We start from the raw sequence: 20837 nt of genomic DNA on the forward strand, positions 1-20837 counted from the left end.
CCCACCCATCCGGAGCCGGTCCCCCTCCCGCGGTTCGTCGGCCGCGGACAGGCACCCGGCCCGCGACAGGCAGAAGCGGAGCGTACAAGTTGCATAAAATACAACCTATAAGCAATTCAAGATGCTCTTCTCAAGCGTCGCACTTGGACTTATCGTGATGAACTCGCCCCGATTTTATCCGGCCATGTCCAGAAAATCGCTCGACCTGACGTTGGAGATCCTCAAGTCGCTCGACCGAGCGCATTCACGCGAGGATATCCTGCGGGCGATCATGCCGCGCCTGAACGCGTTCGGGATCGAGTACATCATCTCCGCGATGATCCCCCAGAAACGACTTCCCGCCCGCACTCAAAAAAACTTCATCATACTGGAAAACACTTCGGACGAGTGGAACCGGCTCTACTTCTCGAAGGGGTACATGTATTCGGATCCGGTCGTTCAGGCGACCCTGCTCAGTACGACGGGGTTCCGCTGGGCCGATATCGAGGCCGCCGCCCCGCTCGATGCGCGCTCGCGCCAGGTCATGGGCGAGGCCCGGGAATTCGGCCTCGGCGACGGCTTCACCGTCCCCCTCGCCACCCTGGAGGAAGAACGCGGCGGCCTCACCTTCGCCGGTCCGAAGCTCGACATCAGCCCGGCGCAGCGGGGCGTCCTGACGCTGCTGGCCTCCTACGTGGTGGGGCAGACGCTCCTCATCGACAACGGGCCGAACGAGCGCCGGATGGGTCTGACGCCGCGCGAGCGCGAGAGCCTGCAATGGGCCGCCGAAGGCAAAACCGATTGGGAGATCGGTGAGCTGATGGGGATCTCCCGGCACGGCGTCGACTTCCACCTGCGCTCCGCCCGGGTGAAGCTCGGCTGCGTCACCCGTACCCAGGCGGTGGCCGAGGGCTTCAGACGCGGGCTCATCGTCTGACCGCCTGCTGCCCCGAGCATCTGCCGGCAACCGCTCACGCCCGCGGACTCGCTTCTCCAAAGTGAGGCCGAAGCCGCCCCGTCGCTCGGCGCGGAGCGCAAGGCGCTTCTCGACACAGATCCCGTCCGACAGCGATGCGAGGCACGGCACTTCCGCTCGCCGCGCCGGCATGCCCGCGCATTGCCCTGGGCGTGCAATCCACGATAGAGAAGAGGAGACACGACTCCGAAGGGGTAGCTCACCTCGGCGATCAGGGCCCCCGCCTTCGGACAAAACCCTACGGATTTCCGTAGTGCCGCGGCACGGCTGAATTTGGGACGACAACTTCGGATTTCCGAAGAGGTGTTCCCATGATCCATATCGTGACAGCGGAGAACATGCAGGACTATGCCGGCGCCCTGGATCAGGCCTTCCGCCTGCGCCACCGGGTATTCGTCGAGGAACTGGGCTGGCGCAATCTGGCCCGACCGGACCGGCGCGAGATCGACGAGTTCGACGACGAGCACGCCATCCACCTGCTCGCCATCGACGAGAGCGAGACCGTCATCGGCTATTCGCGCCTGCTCCCGACGACCCGGCCCTACCTGCTGCCGATGGTGCTGCCGCAGCTCTGCGAAGGCACGCCGCCTTCCAGCCCGCACACGGTCGAGTGGGGCCGCATCTGCGTGGCCGAGAGCGCGCGCACCTCGGGCCGGCGCCTCAACCCGACCGCCCTGGCGCTGATGACGGCCATCGTCGAGTGGGGCCTGCCGCGGGGCATCACGAGCTTTGTCTCCGAGATGCCGACGAGCTGGATCCTCCGCCTCCTGCAGTTGCATCTGCATGCCGTCCCCCTCGGCCTGCCTCACGAGATCGAGGGTGAGGAGATCGTCGCGGTCGAGGCCGCCTTCGACCGCCGCTCGCTGCGCCAGCTCCAGACCAAGCGCGGCGACATCCGCTCCGTCCTGGCGCCGTCGCGGACCAGCGTCGCCCGCCTCGCCTCCTGAGGCGCGACGGAGCCGAGAACCGAACGGCGCCGCGGCTCCGACGCCGCGACGCCCCTCATGCGAGGCAGCGCCCGACATCATCGAATCGGGCAGCCTTCAGCAAGCATTGTTTTCGCGGAATTTTCGACCGGAACACCCTTTGCTTTCGTGAAGGCCTCTCTCGACGGTCAAGCATATCTTGCACGGGGAGCAAGACTTTGAAACGCAGACGCAGTGACGCCCGCCGGAGCGCGGCCCCGGGACTCGTCGGAACCCTCGCGGGATCCGGCATCGTCGGAAGCTGGGAATGGGATCCGGCCACCGGGCGCTTCCTCCTCGACGAGGGCGCGGCCGCGCTGATCGCCGGCGATCCCCGTCTCGCCGGACAGGCCCTGCACGCTGAACGCGCCACCGCGGGTCTGGCCCTGCCGGAAGCCGGCCGGTTCCTCGAAGAGATCCGCCGGGCCGCCGAGCAGGAGGACGACGTCCTCGTCCAGATCCGCGTCACGGGTTCCCCGGAGACGCCGCGCTTCCTCGCCTGCCGGGGCCGGATCCAGCGGGACGAGCGGCACCAGCCCGTCCGCGTCGAGGGAACCCTCGTCGATACCGCCGAAGTCCGCCCCGAGGCGCGGGCCCTGCTCGGGCTGGAGGAGGAGAGCACGGCGGATGCCATCGACGAGGCCGCGGAACTCCTCATCGCGGCACGGCGGGCCATCGATGCCAGCGGCAGCCGTCGGTTGCGCCAGCTCGTCGATGTCATGCTTCTCGAAGTCGCACGGGAGATCGCGAGCCGGAGCGAGCCGGCGCAGCGCCGGCACCATTAGAGGGGTCTCCGCCGCAGTGGATGCCGGTTCGGCCCAACAGGACGCGTCAGACCAAATCCGGTTGCGCCCTTCGGGAGGGCGGATTTGGGCTTCGCTCAAACGCCGCGCGGGCTTGCCGACACGGCCCCGCTCCGATCGAGCGGATCCCGTATCACAAGGGCCGGAAGCCGGGACTGTCGCCATGGGGGCGGGAACCGGTCTATGCAGCGGGTCATGCCAGCCTGCCTCGCCATCGACCTGACCCGCCTCATCACGCGCCTGCGCCACGCGAACCCGACCGGAATCGACCGGGTCGATCTCGCCTATGCTCGGCATGTCCTGGGATCGGGCCCCGATGGGACGCGGTTCGGCCTGGTCTCGACCGCCCTCGGCCCGCGCGTCCTCGACCGGGACAGCGCCCGCGACATCGTCGAGACCGTCGCATCGGGCTGGGTTGAGGATGTGATCGCCGAGGCCGATCCGGTGTTCCGGGCGCTCACCGCCTCGCTCATGGCGAACCCGGCCGCCGAGGCCCGGACGCCCCGCAAGGCCGGGCCGGGCCAGGGCGGAGCGAGCCCGCACCGCCACCGGCTCCAGGCCGAGACGATGCTGCGGGTGCTGCGCTCCGGCGGAACCGAAACCCTGCCTACAGGCACGGTCTATCTCCACACCTCGCATCTGCGCCTCGACCTGCCGGGTCGCTTTGACTGGCTCTACACCCGGCGCGACGTGCGGCCGGTCTTCTTCGTCCACGACCTGATCCCGATCTCGCATCCGGAATATGGCCGCCCCGGCGAGGCCGAGCGCCATGCGGCGCGCATGGAAACCGTGGCACGCCACGCCGCCCATGTCCTCGTCAATTCGCGCGATGTCGGTGCGCGCTTCACCGCTTACGGGCGGGCGCGGGGCTGGACCCCCAAGCCGGTGACCGTGGCACCGCTGGGCGTCGAGCCGGTCTTTTCCGCCGGAGCGGATGGGACCGCCCTGCCGCGTCTGGCCCGGCCCACCTTTCTGGTCTGCGGCACCATCGAGCCGCGCAAGAACCACCTGCTTCTGCTCAACCTCTGGCGCGACCTCGCCGAGACGATGGGGGAGGGCACCCCGCGTCTCGTCCTCATCGGCCGCAGGGGCTGGGAGATCGAGAACGTCGCCGACATGCTCGACCGCTGCCCGGCCATCCGTGCCCATGTCAGCGAGGTGGTCGGCCTGTCGACCCACGGCCTCGCGGCGCTGATGCGCGGCGCCACCGCCCTGCTGATGCCCTCCTTCATCGAGGGCTATGGCCTGCCGGTGGTCGAGGCGGCGGCGAGCGGCCTGCCGGTGGTCGCCTCCGACATTCCGGTCCACCGGGAGATCGGCGGGGATTTCGCCCATCTGCTCGATCCCCTCGACGGACCGGGCTGGACCCGGGCCGTTCGCTCCCTGAGCGAACCGGCCTCCGCCCTCCGCGCCGAGCTGACGGATCGCCTTGCCGGCTACCGGCCTCCCGACTGGGCGGGGCATTTCGAGCGGGTCGATGCGGCCCTGGCCGATCTGACGGGGCCTTGAGCCCGAATCGTCCGCGCCGAGCCTTGCCTCCGCCATCCGGCGCGGCGGTTGCGCGCCGGATGGCGGAGGACTTAAGAAAACCTTCCAGATCGTTCCGCCCTTCGACAGCACGGCGGATGCGCCCCCAGCAAAGAGCGATTCCCGATGAAAGTGGTCGATCTCGACCGGCAGACGGTCAAGCAGGGCCTGGCGGAGGGTTCACTCCTGCTCATCGATGTGCGGGAAGACCATGAATTCGCACGCGGGCACATTCCCGGCTCGGTCTCGCATCCGCTCTCGACCTTCGATCCGCAGGCGGTGAAGGCCCTGATCGAAGCGGATGGACGCCGACCGGTCTTCTCCTGCGCCTCAGGGGTGCGCTCGATCCATGCGCTGGCCGCCGCGCAACAGGCGGGCCTCGACCTTCACGAGCATTACGCCGGCGCCTTCAAGGATTGGTACGCAGCCGGCGAGCCGATCGAAGCGTGAAACGCCAGATTGGTCCGGCAAACCTCACGGTGATCCGCCCGAAGCGGCCGCCATGTGCGGGAGCGCACGCCCTACACCGCATCGTGGGGACTAGGCCGCGCCATGCAGGGAACCGAATGATGCGCAGCCTCAGGCCTCTTCTTCTCCTCACGCCGCTGATGGCCTTCGCCCTCCTGGGCGCCGGGACGGCGAGCGCGCAGATGCCCGGCGCCCCCCCCCCGAGCGTGACCGTCGCCAAGCCGGTGGTGAAGGAGATCGTCGAGCAGGACCAGTATACCGGCCGCTTCGACCCGATCGAATTCGTGGAGGTCCGTGCCCGCGTCACGGGTTACCTCGACAAGATCATGTTCCAGGACGGCGCGAACGTGAAGAAGGGCGATGTGCTCTTCATCATCGACCGGCGCCCCTACAAGGCGGCCCTGGAGCAGGCCCAAGCCGCGCTGACCTCGGCCAAGGCGCGCCTGTCCTTCACGCAGACCGATCTCGAGCGCGCTCAGGTGCTCTCGCGGGGCGGCAACATCTCCGAGCAGGTCACCGACCAGCGCCGGCAGGCCTCGCAGACGGCGCAGGCCGATGTCGACAGCGCCGAGGCCGCTCTCCGCAACGCCCAGCTCAACTACGACTTCACCGAGGTGAAATCGCCGATCAATGGGCGGATCAGCCAGCGCCTCGTCACCGAGGGCAACATCGTCATCACCGACCAGACCCGGCTGACGACGATCGTCTCGCTCGATCCGATCTATTTCGGCTACACCGTCGATGAGCGCTCCTTCCTGAAATACCAGAACACGCTCGGGATCGGCATGGGCCAAACCCAGCGCGGCAAGGGCGCTCCGATCCTGATCGCGCTGTCCGGCGAGGAGAAGCCGACCCGCAAGGGCACCCTCGACTTCGTGGACAACCGCGTCGACAACGCCACCGGCACGGTGCTGCTGCGGGCCACCGTCGAGAATCCGGACGGGTTCATCAAGCCGGGCCTGTTCGGCATCGTCTCGATGCCCGCGACCAAGCCCTATCAGGGCATCCTGCTGCCCGACGAAGCGGTTTCGGCCAACCAGGACAAGCGCATCGTCTACGTGCTCGGCGAGGGCGACAAGGTCTCGGCCAAGGTGGTGAAGGTCGGCCCCATCGTCGATGGCTACCGCGTGATCCGTGAGGGTCTGAAGGGCGACGAGCAGGTGGTGATCAACGGTGTCGCCAAGATCCGTCCGGGCGCTCAGGTGAAGCCCGAGACGACCGAGCTGCCGCCGACCAAGAAGTAAGGCCGCGCCGGCCGCGGGGGCGAGGCGCGGGAGCGGTCAAGAGAGAGATTTCGAGTGCCGGCGCTCCGGGATCGTTCCGGGGTGCCGGCCTGAACGCAGACGGCAAGCCGCACGGGTGGCGTTCCCACGCTCGTCCCGGCGGCGAGAGGTTTGAACGATGCGTTTCGCCCATTTCTTCGTCGACCGGCCGATCTTCGCCTCGGTGACGTCGATCATCTTCCTGATCCTCGGCTTCGTCGCCTACGAGAAGCTGCCGGTCTCGCAATATCCGGAGATCGTGCCGCCGACGGTGACGGTGCGCGCGAGCTTCCCCGGCGCCAATGCCGAGACGGTCGCGGCCACCATCGCGACGCCGCTCGAACAGGAGATCAACGGCGTCGACAACATGCTCTACATGACGTCGCTGTCCACCAACGACGGCGCCATGCTGCTGACCGTCACCTTCAAGGTCGGCACCAACCTCGATATCGCCAACGTGCTGGTGCAGAACCGGCTCTCGGTGGCCCAGCCGCGCCTGCCGCCGGACGTGCGCAACCTCGGCGTCACCGTGCGCAAGGCCTCGCCCGACCTGATGCTGGTCGTGCACCTGCTCTCGCCCAAGCGCACCTACGACCAGAACTATCTGGCCAACTACATCTACCTCAACATCCGCGACGAGCTGCTGCGCCTCGACGGCGTCGGCGACATCTCGATCTTCGGCGGCAACGAATATGCCGAGCGGATCTGGATCGACCCGCAGAAGATGGCCGCCTACGGCCTGACCACGACCGACGTCACCAGCGCGCTGCAGGAGCAGAACGTGCAGGTCGCCGCCGGCCAGCTCAACGGCCCGCCGGCCGCGCCGGGCGCCGCCTTCCAGCTCGTGGTCCAGTCGCAGGGCCGCTTCCAGACACCGGAGGAATTCGCCGACGTCATCGTCAAGGCGAGCGACGGCCGCCTCGTGCGCGTGCGCGACATCGCCCGCGTCGAGATGGGCCAGAAGGACTACACCACCAACTCCTTCCTCAACGACACGCCTGCGGTCGGCATCGGCGCCTTCCAGCGGCCGGGCACCAACGCGCTCGAGGCCGCGGAGACGGTCAAGGCGACGATGGAGCAGTTGAAGAAGAACTTCCCGCCGGACGTCGAGTACCGCATCGCCTACAACCCGACGGAGTTCATCGAGGAATCGATCCACGAGGTCTACAAGACCCTGTTCGAGGCGGTCCTCCTCGTCGTCATCGTGGTGATCGTGTTCCTGCAGAGCTGGCGCACGGCGCTGATCCCGGTGATCGCGATCCCGGTTTCGCTGGTCGGCACCTTCGCGGTCATGGCCGCGCTCGGCTTCTCGCTCAACAACCTGACCCTGTTCGGGCTGGTGCTGGCCATCGGCATCGTGGTCGACGACGCCATCGTCGTGGTGGAGAACGTCGAGCGCAACATGGCCGAGGGGCTCTCCCCCGGCGAGGCGGCGCACAAGACCATGGACGAGGTGGGCGGGGCGGTCATCGCCATCGCCCTGGTGCTGGCGGCGGTGTTCATCCCGACCGCCTTCATCCCCGGCATTTCGGGCCAGTTCTACAAGCAGTTCGCGCTGACCATCGCGGCCTCGACCATCATCTCGGCCTTCAACTCGCTCACCCTCTCGCCGGCTCTGTGTAAGCTTCTTCTGAAGCCGCACGACGCGCATCATCGGCCGAAATTCTTCCTGACGCGCTTCGTCAACTGGCTGGCGAGCCTGTTCAACCGCGGCTTCGACTGGCTGTCGAACGCCTATGGTCACACCATCCGCCTGCTGACCGGCACGGCGATCGGCATCATCGCGATGCTGATCCTGTATGCGGGCGTGATCGCCGGCACCCTGCATCTCGCCCGGACGACGCCCACGGGCTTCATCCCGGACCAGGACCAGGGCTACCTGATCGGCGTGGTGCAGCTGCCTTCCGGCGCCTCGCTCGACCGCACCACCGAGGTGGTGAACCGGGCCGCCGCCATTGCCCGCAAGATCGACGGCATCACCAACACCGTCATCATCGCCGGCTTCGACGGCGCCACCTTCACCAACACCACCAACGCGGCGGTGATGTTCCTCACCCTCAAGAACGCCAAGGAGCGGGCCGCCCAGGGGCGCAGCGCCGCCGTCATCACCGGTGACGTGATGAAGGCCACCGCCGGCATCCAGGAGGCGCGGGTCATCGTCATCCCGCCGCCGCCGGTGCGCGGCCTCGGCCAGGGCGGCGGCTTCAAGATGCAGATCGAGAGCCGCCAATCCTCGGCCATCGGTCCGCTTCTGGCGGCGGCCGGCGAGGTGATGGGGCAGGCCAACCAGAGCAAGGACGTGACGCGGGTGTTCACCACCTTCGGCAACGACACGCCGCAGCTCTACCTCGACATCGACCGAACCATCGCGCGCATGCTCAACGTGCCGCTCGCCAACGTCTTCTCGACGGTGCAGGCGGCGCTCGGCGGCACCTATGTCAACGACTTCAACACGCTGGGCCGCATCTATCAGGTGCGCGTGCAGGGCGACGCGGTCTACCGCCAATCGAAGCGCGACATCGAGCAGCTGAAGGTGCGCTCCTCCACCGGCGCCCTGGTGCCGATGGGGACGCTGGCCACGATCCGCGAGATCACCGGCCCGCAGATCGTGCAGCGGTTCAACCTCTACTACTCGGTGCCGCTGCAGGGCGTGGCCCAGGCCGGCGTTTCCACCGGTCAGGCGCTCGACACCATGGAGGAGATCGCCAAGCGGGCCCTGCCCGAGGGCTATTCCTACGACTGGACCGAGATTGCCTTCCAGCAGAAGGCCGCCGGCGGCACCGCCATCTACGTCTTCGCTCTCGGCGTGCTGCTCGTGTTCCTCGTGCTCGCGGCGCAGTACGAATCCTGGGCGCTGCCGCTGGCGATCCTGCTGGTGGTGCCGACGGGGGTGCTCGCCGCCCTGTTCGGGGTGCAGCTGAGAGGACAGGACAACAACATCCTGACCCAGATCGGCCTGATCGTGCTGATCGGTCTGGCGGCCAAGAACGCGATCCTGATCGTGGAATTCGCCCACGACATCGAGGAGAGCGAGCACAAGGGCCCGGTCGATGCCGCCGTGCAGGCCTGCCGCCTGCGCCTGCGCCCGATCCTGATGACGGCCTTCGCCTTCATCCTCGGCGTGCTGCCGCTGGTCATCGCCACCGGCCCCGGCGCCGAGATGCGTCAGGCCCTCGGCACCGCCGTGTTCTTCGGCATGATCGGCGCGACCTTCTTCGGCCTGTTCCTCACGCCGGTCTTCTACGTGGTGATCCGCAAGGCGGTGATCTGGATCGGCCGGAAGCGCGGCAAGGATCCGCACGACGCGCCGCACGGATCACCCGCCCACGGGTGAAACCACACCCGTAGGGGATGCGAGAACGGCCGGGAGCACTAGCTTCCGGCCGTTCTCGTTTCACGAACAGGATCGCCCGTGCCCGGTTACCTGCCCTTCGCGGGCGCCCTGAAGCTTCCCGCCTATACCTGCGACAATTGCGGGTTCTGGCAGCGCCATTTCGAGGCGCCGCCGAGCTGCCCGATGTGTCTCGACGCGCGCCACGTGGTGCCGCAGGACGGCTGGCGCTTCCGCTCCGCGACCGAAGCGCAGGCCGCCTTTCCCTGCCACTGGCAGGAGCTGGAGCCGGGAATCTGGCGCTTCTGGAACGAGCCGGTCTCCGGCATCGGCCCGAGCGCCTACCTGATCCAGACGGAGGCCGGAAACATGGGCTTCGAGGGCTGCCCCGTCTTCAGCGAGGCGGCCCTCGACCAGATCGAACGCCTCGGCGGGATGCAGGTACTCTCGGCCTCGCACCCGCATTCCTACGGGGCGCTGGTGCAGTTGCAGGATCGGTTCGACCCGGAGCTGTGCCTGCCGGCCGCCGACTTCATCTGGAGCGCGGCGCTTCAGGTCTCCTGGCCCTATGACGACTTCCTGGAGCCTCTGCCCGGACTGGAGCTGCACCGCACCGCCGGCCATTTCGACGGCCACGCCGTCCTGTTCGACCGGAAACGGAAGATCTGCTTCTGCGGCGACGCGCTCAAATTCGAACTCGACCCCGGAGATTTCCGCCGTGCGGTGACGATCTCCGCCCACAAGGCCTTCGTGCGCGGCGTTCCCCTGACGGTGAGCGAGCTGCGCCGCTACCGTGACGTGTTCGAGCGGCTCGACTTCACCCAGACCTGGACTCCGTTCGAGCCGGCGGCCAATGTCGGCCGGGCCGAGGTGCTGACCCTGATCGACGCCCTGCTCGGGGGCCGGCCCCACGCCGCGCCGGTCACGCTGGCGGATCTCATGTCCCGCAGCTGATGCCCCCTGGCCGGATGCCTGTGGAGGCGGGCAGGGGGGAAGCGGCCAGGGCAAGACGGGCGCACGATGCAAGCGCACGTCGGTTCGTTGCCGCGCGTTTGGCTTTGCCGGCAGAGAACCCTCGGCTGGTCCGAAACACTTTGTTTGCCGGACCGGCCAACCTCAGCACGAATCCTTTTCCCCGAAGCCTGTGCTGACGGCTGAAACTCGCAACTCAAGGTAACTCCTGCGTAATAAGTGCAGCATGCCGGAATTCGAAATTCTCGATAGCCTCCAGGCCTCCCATGTTTGATAATTTTACTTTTTATTAATTAGATATACAATAAAAATCACAATCAGTTGATGCGTAGTTTCAGAGCAGATGCAGCAACCGCACGCTCTCGACGACTGATGACAGCCTCCTTTCAAGGCATATCGTCTGGAGGAGGAAGCGATGGCCAGGGGGCTCTTCCATGTTTCGCAAGACTAAGCACGACGATGCACAGGCAAAACTCGATGCACTGAACCGATCGATCGCAACGATCGAGTTCGACATGGACGGAACGATCCTGGATGCCAATCAGAACTTCCTGACGATCCTCGGCTACTCGCTCGATGAGATTCGGGGCAAGCATCACCGGATTTTCGTCGCTCCCCAGTACAGTGCAAGCCCCGAATACGCCGCCCTCTGGGAGACTTTGCGCAACGGCCAATACGCGTCCGGGGAATTCGTGCGCCTCGACAAGGCCGGCCGGCAGGTCTGGCTCGAAGCGACCTACAATCCGATCTTCGACGCGGCCGGCAAGCCCGTGCGGGTGATGAAGTTCGGCACCGACATCACGGCGAAGAAGAGCCACACCGACCGCCTGATGACGATGATCGACGGGATGCCCATCGCCGTCATGACCGCCGATCCCCGGGACGACTTCAAGATCAACTACATCAACCAGACCTCGAAGACCACGCTGGAGACCATCGAGCAGCATCTGCCGATCAAGGTCTCGGAGATGCTGGGCCGTTCCTTCGACGTGTTTCACAAAAATCCCCACCACCAGCGCGCCCTGCTGGCGGACAACACCCGTCTGCCGCACCGAGCGAAGATCAAGGTCGGGCCGGAGACCCTCGATCTGCGCGTCTCGGCGATCAACGGCCCCGATGGGCAATATATCGGGCCGATGGTGACGTGGTCGGTGGTGACGGCGCAGTTGCAGATGGCGGCGGATGTTTCCCAGATGGTCGAGGCGGTGGGCTCGGCGGTCGGCCAGATGCAGCAATCGGCCGAGGGCCTGTCGCGCTCGGCCGAGGAGGCCCGGGAGCGCGCCAGCTCGGTGGCGGCGAGTTCGGAACAGATGACGGCCTCCATCCAAGAGATTTCAGGCCAGGTCGGCAGCGTCTCCGAGCGTGCCCAGAGGATCTCGGCCCAGGCCGAGACGACGGACGCCACCGTCCGGCAACTCGCCGAGAACGCCCGCAAGGTCGATGCGGTGGTGGCGATGATCCGCTCCATCGCCGACCAGACCAACCTGCTCGCCCTCAACGCCACCATCGAGGCGGCCCGGGCCGGGGCCGCCGGACGCGGCTTCGCCGTGGTGGCCGCCGAGGTGAAGGCGCTCGCCGAGCAGACCGCGCGGGCCACCGGCGAAATCTCCGCTCAGGTCGCCGCCATCCAGAGCGCCACCGGCGAGGCGGTCGATGCCATCGGCACCATCACCTCGGCGGTGACGGAGCTGTCCGGCCTGACGCTGGCCATGGCGAGCGCGGTCGAACAGCAGGCGGCCTCGACCCACGAGATGTCCGGCAACATCGCCGCCGTGTCCTCGGCGGCGAATGCCACGGGCACCCTGGTCGAATCCGTGCGCACCATCGCCGACGGCCTCTCGATGCATTCCGCCAGCCTGGGCGCCAGCGTCGAGAAATTCCTCAAGGCGAACTGACGACGAGACCTCGCTCCACAGTGCCCGACGTGCCGGGAAGCACGAAGCGGGCAGGGGCGATGCAACCGGAAGGCGGCGACAGGCTTATAGCCATCTCCGCCCTTCGGCGGCCGAACCCGAAACCCGCCATGATCGACGCCACCCTCCTCCTCCCGCCCGGCTTCGGCCCGATGGCGAACCCCGTGCTCTTCGGCGTGTCGGACGGGCTGATGCGGCTGCTGCCGTTGCAGGATGCCGCCGATCACGACATCGTGTGGCCGGATGCTCCCAACCGTCAGGGTGAAGGCTCCGGGTCTGCCCTGGCTAACGGCCAGACCTGGTCCCAGGCGGATCGGGCGGGCTGACGGCCCCTCGAAGCTCCCGCCCTTCTGCGGCCACGTTCGTCGCGACATTGCGCGGCCAGACGATCCGCGGAGGCGCTTCACCCATGTCCTTCCTTCAGGGACTGCCGATCAGCGATCTGATCGCCCATTACGGCTATCTCGCCATCTTCGTCGTGGTCGCCCTCGAAAGCGCGGGCGTGCCGATGCCGGGCGAGACGATCCTGATCTCGTCGGCGGTCTATGCCGGCAGCACCGGCCAGCTCAATATCGCTCTCATCGTGGCCGCGGCCGCCGCTGCGGCGATCCTCGGCGACAATGTCGGCTACTGGGTCGGCCGACGCTGGGGCATGCCGCTGCTGCTGCGCTACGGCCACCTCATCGCCCTCGATCATGGGCGGCTCAAGCTCGGCCAGTACCTGTTCCGGGAGCATGGCGGGAAGATCGTGTTCTTCGGCCGCTTCACCGCGATGTTGCGCGCCTACGCCGCCGTGCTGGCCGGTGTGAACAAGCTCGATGCCCGCCGTTTCATGCTGTTCAACGGCCTCGGCGGCCTCGCCTGGGCCGGCATCATGGGCTTCGGCGCCTATGCCTGCGGACGCCAGATCGAGCACATCGTCGGCCCGGTCGGCCTCGCCCTGCTCGCCTTCGTGATCTTCGGCGGCCTCGCCCTGTGGCTGTTCATGAAGCGCCATGAGGAGCGGCTGCTGGTCAAGGCGGAAGCCGCGATCCCCGGTCCGCTCACGGAGCGATAGCCGCTTGAAGGGCCGGCTCGACTCGCGCGCGATCCGGCCTCGCATCAAGGTGAACGCGACGGCCCGACACCCCTTCGAATTAAAATCAGGGCGGCGCTCCGCAGGGAGCGCCGCCCTTTCTCTTTAGGCCGTCGCCGCCTTGATCGCCGCCGCGACACGCTTCACGCCGGAAGCGACATCGCCGCCCTTGATGTGAACGCGCAGCGCCCGGCGCTTCCGCTCGGCCAGCACCGCGAAATCGCCCCTGGCCTGGGCCGCGATCACCGTGGCGAAACCGAGCTTGCGCCCGGGGATCGGCAGGTCGGCCGAAGGATCGGCGGTGATCTGGAGGAACACGCCGGAGGTCGGTCCCCCCTTGTAGGCCTGTCCCGTCGAGTGGAGGAAGCGCGGGCCGAATTCCAGACAGGTCGCGACCTGCCGGGCATCGCGCACGGCCAGCCGCGCCTCCTGCAGGATGGCGTGATGCGCCTCGTTGCGCTCCACATAGGCGAGCAGGGCAAGGTAATCGCCCGGCTTCACCCGTGCGAGATGCGCCCCGACGATCGCCTCGAAGCCGTCCTGGCGCAGGGCCTCGACATTGGCCGCGTCGGCATAGAGCGCGACCGTGTCGTCCTCGAAGATCGGCGTCTCGGCCGGCAGGGCGCCGGTCTCCTCGGCCGCCGCGAACAGCTTCTTCGTCTCGATTTTGCTCGCCTCGACATCGGGCTGGTCGAACGGGTTGATCCCGAGCACGGCGCCGGCGACGGCGGTAGCGATCTCGAAGCGGAAGAATTCCTGCGGCAGCCGCTCGACCTTGTCGAGGTCGATGCGCACCACCGGCTGCGCCTCGCTTTCCAGGATCTTCACCGCTTCGTCCTGCCGCGCGTCGGCATGGCCATTGAGGCGCAGATACACGAACAGGCGATCCTCGCCGTAGACCGCCGGCACGCCGACCGGCTCACCCTCGACGGGGATGATGCCGACGCCTTCCTTGCCGGTCGATTCCGCGATCAGCTGCTCGGCCCAGGTGCCGAAGGTGTCGATCCCGGGGGAGGCGATGATCGTGATCTTGTCGCGGCCGAACTCCTTGGCCGCCGTCCCGATCGCCGCGCCGAGGCGCACCCCGGGATTGGCGGCGGGCGGAACCGCCGGACCGCAGGAGCGGACCATCATGCGGGCACTGTCGAGGAAGTCGCGGATCTCGACGCCGGCCGCCGCCGCCGGCACCAGACCGAAGGCCGAGAGCACCGAGTAGCGCCCGCCGATCTGCGGCACGCCGAGGAAGATCTTGCGGAAGTTGTCGTCCTTGGCCGCCTTCTCCATGGCCGAGCCGGGATCGGTCACGGCAACGAAGTGCCGGCCGGCCTTCTCGGGCCCGACGACCTCCTTCATGCGGCCGAGGAAGTAATCGCGGAAAACGTTGGGCTCCAGGGTCGAGCCGGATTTCGAGGCGACGATGAAGAGCGTCGTCTCGAGCGTCACCGCCGCCTCGACGGACCGGACCTCGTCCGGGTCGGTCGAGTCGAGGATGCGCAGCTTCGGAAAGCCCTCGCGATGGCCGTAGGTGGCGGCGATCACCTCCGGCCCGAGGCTGGAACCGCCCATGCCGAGCACGACCACGTCGGTGAAGCCTTCCGCGCGGATCTCCTCGGCGAAGCTCTCGTAGAGGTCGACGCGCTCCAGCTCGTCCTCGACGATGCGGAGCCAGCCGAGCCACTTGTCCTCGTCGCGGCCGGTCCAGACCGTCTTGTCATGCGCCCAGAGCCGGCGGATCGCGCCGCTCGCGCGCCAGGATTCGATGGCCTTGTCGGTCGCCGCCTGCAACGCCTCGCCGAGCTTACAGGTCTGCGCGTCGAGTCGGTGGCCGAGCAGGGCCGCGCGCTTGCCGGCGACGGCGCCGAGCAGCGCGTCGGCGGCATCGACGAAGAGCTGGACGCCCTCGTCGACGAGCTGGCGCGCCACCGCCTCGATATCGATGCCGGCCTCGGCGAGGCGCGCCATCACGGCCTCCGCCTCGTCGATCCCTTCTTCGAGCGTCGCCCGCGCCCGGCCATGATCGCGGAACGCGTCCATGGTGGCCGGCGGCATGGTGTTGACGGTGTTCTTACCGATCAGCTCCTCGACATAGAGCACGTCGGAATAGGCCTTGTTCTTGGTGCCCGTGGACGCCCAGAGCAGCCGCTGCGCCTTGGCGCCCCTGGCCTCCAGCGCCTCCCATTTGGGCCCTGAGAAGATGCGCTTGTAGCGCTGGTAGGCCAGCTTGGCGTTGGCGATGGCCACCTTACCCTTGAGGTCCTCGTAGCCGCCGACCGCGTCGAGCTTCTTGTCGACCAGGGAATCGATGCGGCTGATGAAGAAGCTCGCGACGGAGGCGACCCGGGACACGTCGCCGCCCTTCTCGCCGAACTCGGTGAGGCCGTCGATGAAGGCGTGGGCGACCTCCTCGTACACGCTCTGCGAGAATAGCAGGGTGATGTTGACCGAGATCCCCTCCGCCGTGAGCTGGCGGATCGCCGGAAGCCCGGCGGGAGTGGCCGGCACCTTGACCATCAGGTTGTCGCGGCCGACCGCCCGATGGAGGCGGCGCGCCTCGTTCAGGGTCTCCTCGGTGTCGAGGGCGAGATAGGGCGAGACTTCGAGGCTGACATAGCCGTCGGCGCCGTCGCTCGCCTCGTAGACCGGCCGAAGCACGTCCGCCGCGTTCTGGATGTCTTCGATGGCAAGCCCCTCGTAGAGGTCGATGACGCGGGCATCACCCTGGCCGAGCACGGCCTTGAGGCTGTCGTCGTACTCGGCGGTGTGGCCGATGGCCTTCTCGAAGATCGCCGGGTTGGAGGTCACGCCGCGCAGGTCGTCGTTCTCGACCAGGGCCTTGAGTTCGCCTTTGGCGATGAAGCCGCGGGCGACGAAATCGAGCCAGACCGCCTGCTCATGCTCGGTGAAGAGGGCCTTCAGCGCGTTCATCTCGGTCGTCCTCGCGTGGTGTTTTGTGCGTCCCGCAACTGGGTAGATAGGGCGTGGCGCCGCGCTTTACCCTCTCCCCTCTGCGGGAGAGGAGGCCCGAGGAGCGGGCGGGTGAGGGGCCGGCTCCGAACCTTCCGGAAACGGCGCTCCCCTCTCCCGACCCTCGCCGACGCGAGGGCCACCCTCCCCCGCAGAGGGGGAGGGATTTGCGCAACGCGCTCTACTTCTTGTGCTTCGCCACTAGTTCTTGTGCTTCGCCATCTGGGCGCGAGCGGCCTCCAGCACCTTCTCGGCGGTGAAGCCGAACTTGGTGAGCAGATCCTTGATCGGGGCCGAGGCGCCGAAGGTGTGCATGCCGACGATGGCGCCCGAGGAACCGGCATAGCGGTCCCAGCCGATCACGCTGCCCTGTTCCACCGCCACGCGGGCCAGAACCTCCGGCGGCAGGACGCTGTTGCGGTAGGCCTCGTCCTGGCGCTCGAACAGATCCCAGGACGGCATCGAGACGACGCGGGCCTTCACGCCCTCGCCCGTCAGGGTCTCGTAGGCGCCGACGCAGAGCTGAACCTCCGAACCGGAACCGATCAGGATCACGTCCGGCGTGCCCTCGCAATCGGCCAGCACATAGGCGCCCTTCGCGGTGCCCGAGGCGGCGCCGTATTTCGAGCGGTCGAAGGTCGGCAGCGGCTGGCGCGACAGAGCGAGCACCGCCGGCTGATCTTTGAGCGAGAAGATCACCCGGTAGGCCTCGGCCACCTCGTTGGCATCGGCCGGGCGCAGGGTCACGAGACCGGGGATGCAGCGCAGGGAGAGCAGTTGCTCCACCGGCTGGTGGGTCGGCCCGTCCTCACCCACGCCGATCGAGTCGTGCGTGAAGATATGGAAGACCGGCAGTTCCATCAGCGCGGCGAGGCGGATCGGCGGGCGCATGTAATCGGCGAAGACGAGGAAGGTGGCGCCGTAGGCGCGTAAGCCCACGAGCCCGAGGCCGTTCACGATCGAGCCCATGGCATGCTCGCGCACGCCGAAATGGATGTTGCGCCCGCCCGGCTCGAACGGGGTGAGCGAGCCGGCTCCCTCGAAGGTCAGGTTCGACTTGTTCGACGGCGCGAGATCGGCCGAGCCGCCGAGCAGGAAGGGCACGTGCTGGGCGATGGCGTTGAGCACCTTGCCGGAGGATTCGCGCGTCGCCAGCCCCTTGGGGTCGGGCGCGAACACCGGGATGTCCTTGTCCCAGCCCTCGGGCAGCCGGCCTTCGAGGAAGGCGGAGAGATCCTCGGCGTGCTCGGCATCCGCCGCCTTGGCGGCGTCGAAGAAGCCCTGCCACTGCGCGTAGAGCGCGGCGCCGCGTTTGCCGATGCCCTCACTGAACGTGTCGTAGACACCGTCCGGCACGAGGAACTCGGACTCCTCCGGCCAGCCATAGGCGCGCTTGGCGCCCTTCACCTCGTCGGGGCCGAGGGCGTCCGAATGGGCCTTGGAGGTGTTCTGCTTGGTCGGCGCGCCGTAGCCGATGATCGAGTTGACGATGATCAGCGTCGGGCGGTCGCTCGACTGCAGGAAGGTCTCGATCGCGGCCGAGATCGCGTGGGTGTCGTTGGCATCGGCCACCCGCAGCACCTGCCAGCCATAGGCGAGGAAGCGGGCCGCCACCTCCTCGGAGAAGGCCAGCTCGGTATGGCCCTCGATGGTGATGGTGTTGTTGTCGTAGATCCAGCACAGGTTCGACAGGCGCAGATGCCCGGCGATGGAGGCGGCCTCCTGGCTGACGCCTTCCATCAGGTCGCCGTCCGAGCAGATGGCGTAGACGTTGTAGTCGAACAGCGGCAGGTCGGGCCGGTTCAGGCGCTCGCCCTTGAAGCGGCCGCCGATGGCCATGCCGACCGAGTTGGCCACGCCCTGGCCGAGCGGACCCGTCGTCGTCTCGACGCCGGTGGTGAAATGGTACTCCGGGTGACCCGGGGTCCGGCTGTCGAGCTGCCGGAACTTCTTGATGTCGTCGAGCGAGATGGCGGGGGCGTTGCCGCCATCCTTCTCGGCCACGCGGGCAAGATGCAGCAGCGCGTAGAGCAGCATCGAGGCATGGCCCGCCGAAAGCACGAACCGGTCGCGGTTCGGCCAGTGCGGGTGGGCCGGATCGTAGCGGAGATACCGGTTCCACAGGGTGTAGGCGACGGGCGCCAGCGCCATCGGCGCGCCGGCATGGCCGGAATTCGCCTTCTGCACCGCGTCGATCGCGAGCGTCCGGATCGTGTCGATCGCGAGCTTGTCGCCCTCGCTCAGGGCTGCCTTGGGGCTCGTATCTGCACCGCTCATCAGATTTCCGTCTTTCTCGCTTCCACCGCCCGCCTCGGGACGGGACGCGCCTAATGCGCCGCGATGGATTCGCCTACCCTCGACTCGGAAGCGTCCGCGCCGCTGCCCCGTTCCTTCGCAGGACCGATGGCGCGGCTGTAATTGAGGATCGTGTTGACAAGTGCAACATGCGTGAACGCCTGGGGGAAGTTGCCCACTTGGCGTTTTGCGCGCACGTCATACTCCTCGGAGACCAGACCGAGGTCGTTACAGATGCCGATCAGGCGCTCGATCAGGGCGCGGGCCTCCTCGCAGCGGCCGAGGCCGATCAGGTTGTCGGCGTACCAGAAGCTGCAGGGCAGGAAGGCGCCCTCGTTGCCGGGCAGGCCGTCGGTCGTCTGATTCTCGGTCTCGTAGCGCAGCACGAAACCGTCGCGCATCAGGTGCTTCTCCACCGCCGCCACCGTGCCGACCACCCGCGGATCGTCCTGCGGCAGGAAGCCCATATGGGCGATCAGCAGCAGGCTCGCATCGAGTGCCTTGCTGCCGTAGGATTGGACGAAGCTGTTGAGGTCGGCATCGAATCCCTTCTCGCAGACCTCGGCGTGGATCTCGTCGCGGATCGTCCGCCAATGGGCGAGGGGCGGTTCGGTGGGGCGCAGCGCATCCACCCCCATCATCTCGACGCTGCGGATCGCCCGGTCGAAGGCGACCCAGGCCATCACCTTCGAATGCACGAAGTGGCGGCGGCCGCCGCGCACCTCCCAGATGCCCTCGTCCGGCTCGCGCCAAGCCCGCTCCAGGTGCTTGATCAGCGCCTGCCCGACCCGGAGCCCCTCCTTGTCCTCGGCCATGCCGCGGGAACGGGCCTGGAACAGGGCGTCGAACAACTCGCCATAGACGTCGAGTTGGAACTGCGAGACCGCCGCATTGCCGACCCGCACGGGTTTCGAGTTCTCGTAACCGGGCAGCCAGTCGAGCTCGATCTCCGGCAGGAGCCGTTCGCCGGCGATGCCGTAGAGGATATGCGCCTGCTCCGGGTTGCCGGCCACCGCCCGCGTGAGCCAATCGCGCCACGCCCGCGCCTCGTCGATATAGCCCGAATCCATCAGCGCCAGCAGCGTGAAGGTCGAGTCGCGCAGCCAGCAGAAGCGGTAGTCCCAGTTGCGGACCCCGCCGAGATCCTCCGGCAGGGAGGTGGTCGGCGCGGCGACGATACCGCCGGTCGGCTGGTAGATCAGCGCCTTCAGCGTCAGCAGCGAGCGGCGCAGGATGTCGTCCCAGGGGGTCTTGAGCGTGCAGCGGCTCGACCAGTCGCGCCAGAAGCGGTTGGTGGCGTCGAGCCAGCGGCGCGGCTCGATCGGCGGCGGGTCGTCCTCGTGCGAGGCGCCGTAGCTCAGGACGAAGCGGATCGCATCGCCCTTGTAGACCGTGAATTCCGAGACCGTGGTCTGATGGGTCGAGCCTCGCAGCGGCGCGTTGGTGCGCAGCACGACCTTGTGCGGCCCGGAAATGGCGCGCAGGTCCCCGAGTTCGCTGCGCGAGACCCACGGCACCGCAGAGCCGTAATCGAAGCGCACGGCGAGATCCATGCGCATCGCCATCCGGCCGCGCACGCCCTCCACCAAGCGGATGACGTGAGACCCGTCCCCGACCGGCATGAAGTCGGTCACCCGCACTTCGCCCTCATGGGTCTTGTGCGTGGTCTCCAGCACCAGGGAACCGGTGCGGTAACGCCAGGAATGCTGCGCGCCCTCCGCCGCCGGAGCCAGCTTCCAGAAGCCGTGTTCCTCCGTCCCGAGCAGGCTCGCGAACAGGGCGGAGGCATCGAAGCGCGGCATGCAGAGCCAGTCGATGCTGCCGTCGCGCCCGACCAGGGCTGCGGTGCGGCCGTCCCCGATCAGGGCGTAATCCTCGATCCGTCCCGCCATCCCGATCTCCGTGGCCTGTTCCGAACCGATCGGCGCGGGGCGCACGCGGGTCTCGGTCTCGTCTGAGGATGTCGTCCCACGACGCGGCCTCGCGGAGAGGCGGCGGGAGTGACGTCGGTCGCTCTGTCAGCGCGAAGTGGCGCAGTCGCCGCGCTCCGCAAGGCTTTCGGGACAACGCGGGATAACGATTGTGAAGCCGGCACCCGAACACGAGCCCGGATCGGCGGCCGGCAAGACGCGTGCCGGCCTTCCGGCTCACCCTGCGCTGCCTCGCAGAGCCGGTAGGGCGGCCGCGCCGGGCTTTTATTTTTGCGTCGCCGTTTCGGACAAGCCGGAGGCCGGCTTTCGGGACGACGCGCTACAGCGCCCGCCGCCGAAGGGGATGCCGGTTCGGTGAAAGAGAGCGCGTCGAAAC

14 protein-coding genes are annotated in these 20837 nt (G+C 67.6%); 11 read left to right on the top strand and 3 right to left on the bottom strand.

Annotated elements, in window-relative coordinates; all coding sequences use genetic code 11:
- Positions 1-184: 184 nt before the first annotated feature.
- The 11 genes from MZTS_RS10165 to MZTS_RS10215 all read left to right on the top strand — a co-directional run bounded on the left by MZTS_RS10165 (position 185) and on the right by MZTS_RS10215 (position 13253).
- Positions 185-916 (top strand): LuxR family transcriptional regulator, encoded by a 732-nt coding sequence (locus tag MZTS_RS10165; protein ID WP_192283689.1) that lies wholly within the window; start codon positions 185-187, stop codon positions 914-916.
- A gap of 350 nt (positions 917-1266) precedes the next feature.
- Entirely contained in the window at positions 1267-1902 is a 636-nt protein-coding gene (locus MZTS_RS10170; RefSeq protein ID WP_192283690.1) for an acyl-homoserine-lactone synthase, read from the top strand.
- A 197-nt stretch (positions 1903-2099) separates the two neighbouring features.
- Positions 2100-2705 (top strand): hypothetical protein, encoded by a 606-nt coding sequence (locus MZTS_RS10175; RefSeq protein ID WP_192283691.1) that lies wholly within the window; start codon positions 2100-2102, stop codon positions 2703-2705.
- A 201-nt stretch (positions 2706-2906) separates the two neighbouring features.
- The gene (locus MZTS_RS10180) at positions 2907-4232 is read left to right on the top strand and encodes a glycosyltransferase family 4 protein (RefSeq protein ID WP_192283692.1); all 1326 of its coding nucleotides are present in this window, start codon (positions 2907-2909) and stop codon (positions 4230-4232) included.
- A 144-nt stretch (positions 4233-4376) separates the two neighbouring features.
- Positions 4377-4700, top strand: coding sequence for a rhodanese-like domain-containing protein (locus tag MZTS_RS10185; RefSeq protein ID WP_192283693.1), 324 nt, complete (start codon positions 4377-4379; stop codon positions 4698-4700).
- A 119-nt stretch (positions 4701-4819) separates the two neighbouring features.
- Entirely contained in the window at positions 4820-5962 is a 1143-nt protein-coding gene (locus tag MZTS_RS10190) for an efflux RND transporter periplasmic adaptor subunit (protein WP_246482075.1), read from the top strand.
- 157 nt (positions 5963-6119) lie between these two features.
- Complete coding sequence (locus MZTS_RS10195; RefSeq protein ID WP_192283697.1) at positions 6120-9314, top strand: efflux RND transporter permease subunit; 3195 nt, start codon at positions 6120-6122, stop codon at positions 9312-9314.
- A 78-nt stretch (positions 9315-9392) separates the two neighbouring features.
- Positions 9393-10265, top strand: coding sequence for an MBL fold metallo-hydrolase (locus MZTS_RS10200; protein ID WP_192283699.1), 873 nt, complete (start codon positions 9393-9395; stop codon positions 10263-10265).
- Between the two features lie 452 nt (positions 10266-10717).
- Positions 10718-12178 carry a methyl-accepting chemotaxis protein gene (locus MZTS_RS10205; RefSeq protein ID WP_192283701.1) on the top strand — a complete coding sequence of 487 codons (1461 nt, stop codon included), beginning with the start codon at positions 10718-10720 and terminating at the stop codon, positions 12176-12178.
- A gap of 128 nt (positions 12179-12306) precedes the next feature.
- Positions 12307-12522 (top strand): hypothetical protein, encoded by a 216-nt coding sequence (locus MZTS_RS10210; RefSeq protein ID WP_192283703.1) that lies wholly within the window; start codon positions 12307-12309, stop codon positions 12520-12522.
- An 83-nt stretch (positions 12523-12605) separates the two neighbouring features.
- Positions 12606-13253: a DedA family protein gene (locus MZTS_RS10215; protein ID WP_192283705.1), complete on the top strand. Its 648-nt coding sequence runs from the start codon at positions 12606-12608 to the stop codon at positions 13251-13253.
- A 123-nt stretch (positions 13254-13376) separates the two neighbouring features.
- Here the strand turns inward: MZTS_RS10215 and MZTS_RS10220 are convergent, their stop codons facing one another.
- The 3 genes from MZTS_RS10220 to MZTS_RS10230 all read right to left on the bottom strand — a co-directional run bounded on the left by MZTS_RS10220 (position 13377) and on the right by MZTS_RS10230 (position 20422).
- Positions 13377-16196: a bifunctional transaldolase/phosoglucose isomerase gene (locus tag MZTS_RS10220; protein ID WP_192283707.1), complete on the bottom strand. Its 2820-nt coding sequence runs from the start codon at positions 16194-16196 to the stop codon at positions 13377-13379.
- 240 nt (positions 16197-16436) lie between these two features.
- Positions 16437-18512: a transketolase gene (gene tkt / locus MZTS_RS10225; RefSeq protein WP_192283709.1), complete on the bottom strand. Its 2076-nt coding sequence runs from the start codon at positions 18510-18512 to the stop codon at positions 16437-16439.
- 50 nt (positions 18513-18562) lie between these two features.
- A complete protein-coding gene (locus MZTS_RS10230) occupies positions 18563-20422 on the bottom strand; it encodes a glycoside hydrolase family 15 protein (protein ID WP_192283711.1) in 1860 nt (619 codons plus the stop codon).
- Between the last annotated feature and the right edge of the window lie 415 nt (positions 20423-20837).

The sequence above is a fragment of the Methylorubrum zatmanii genome (genome assembly GCF_014845115.1).
Taxonomy (GTDB): Bacteria; Pseudomonadota; Alphaproteobacteria; order Rhizobiales; family Beijerinckiaceae; genus Methylobacterium; species Methylobacterium zatmanii.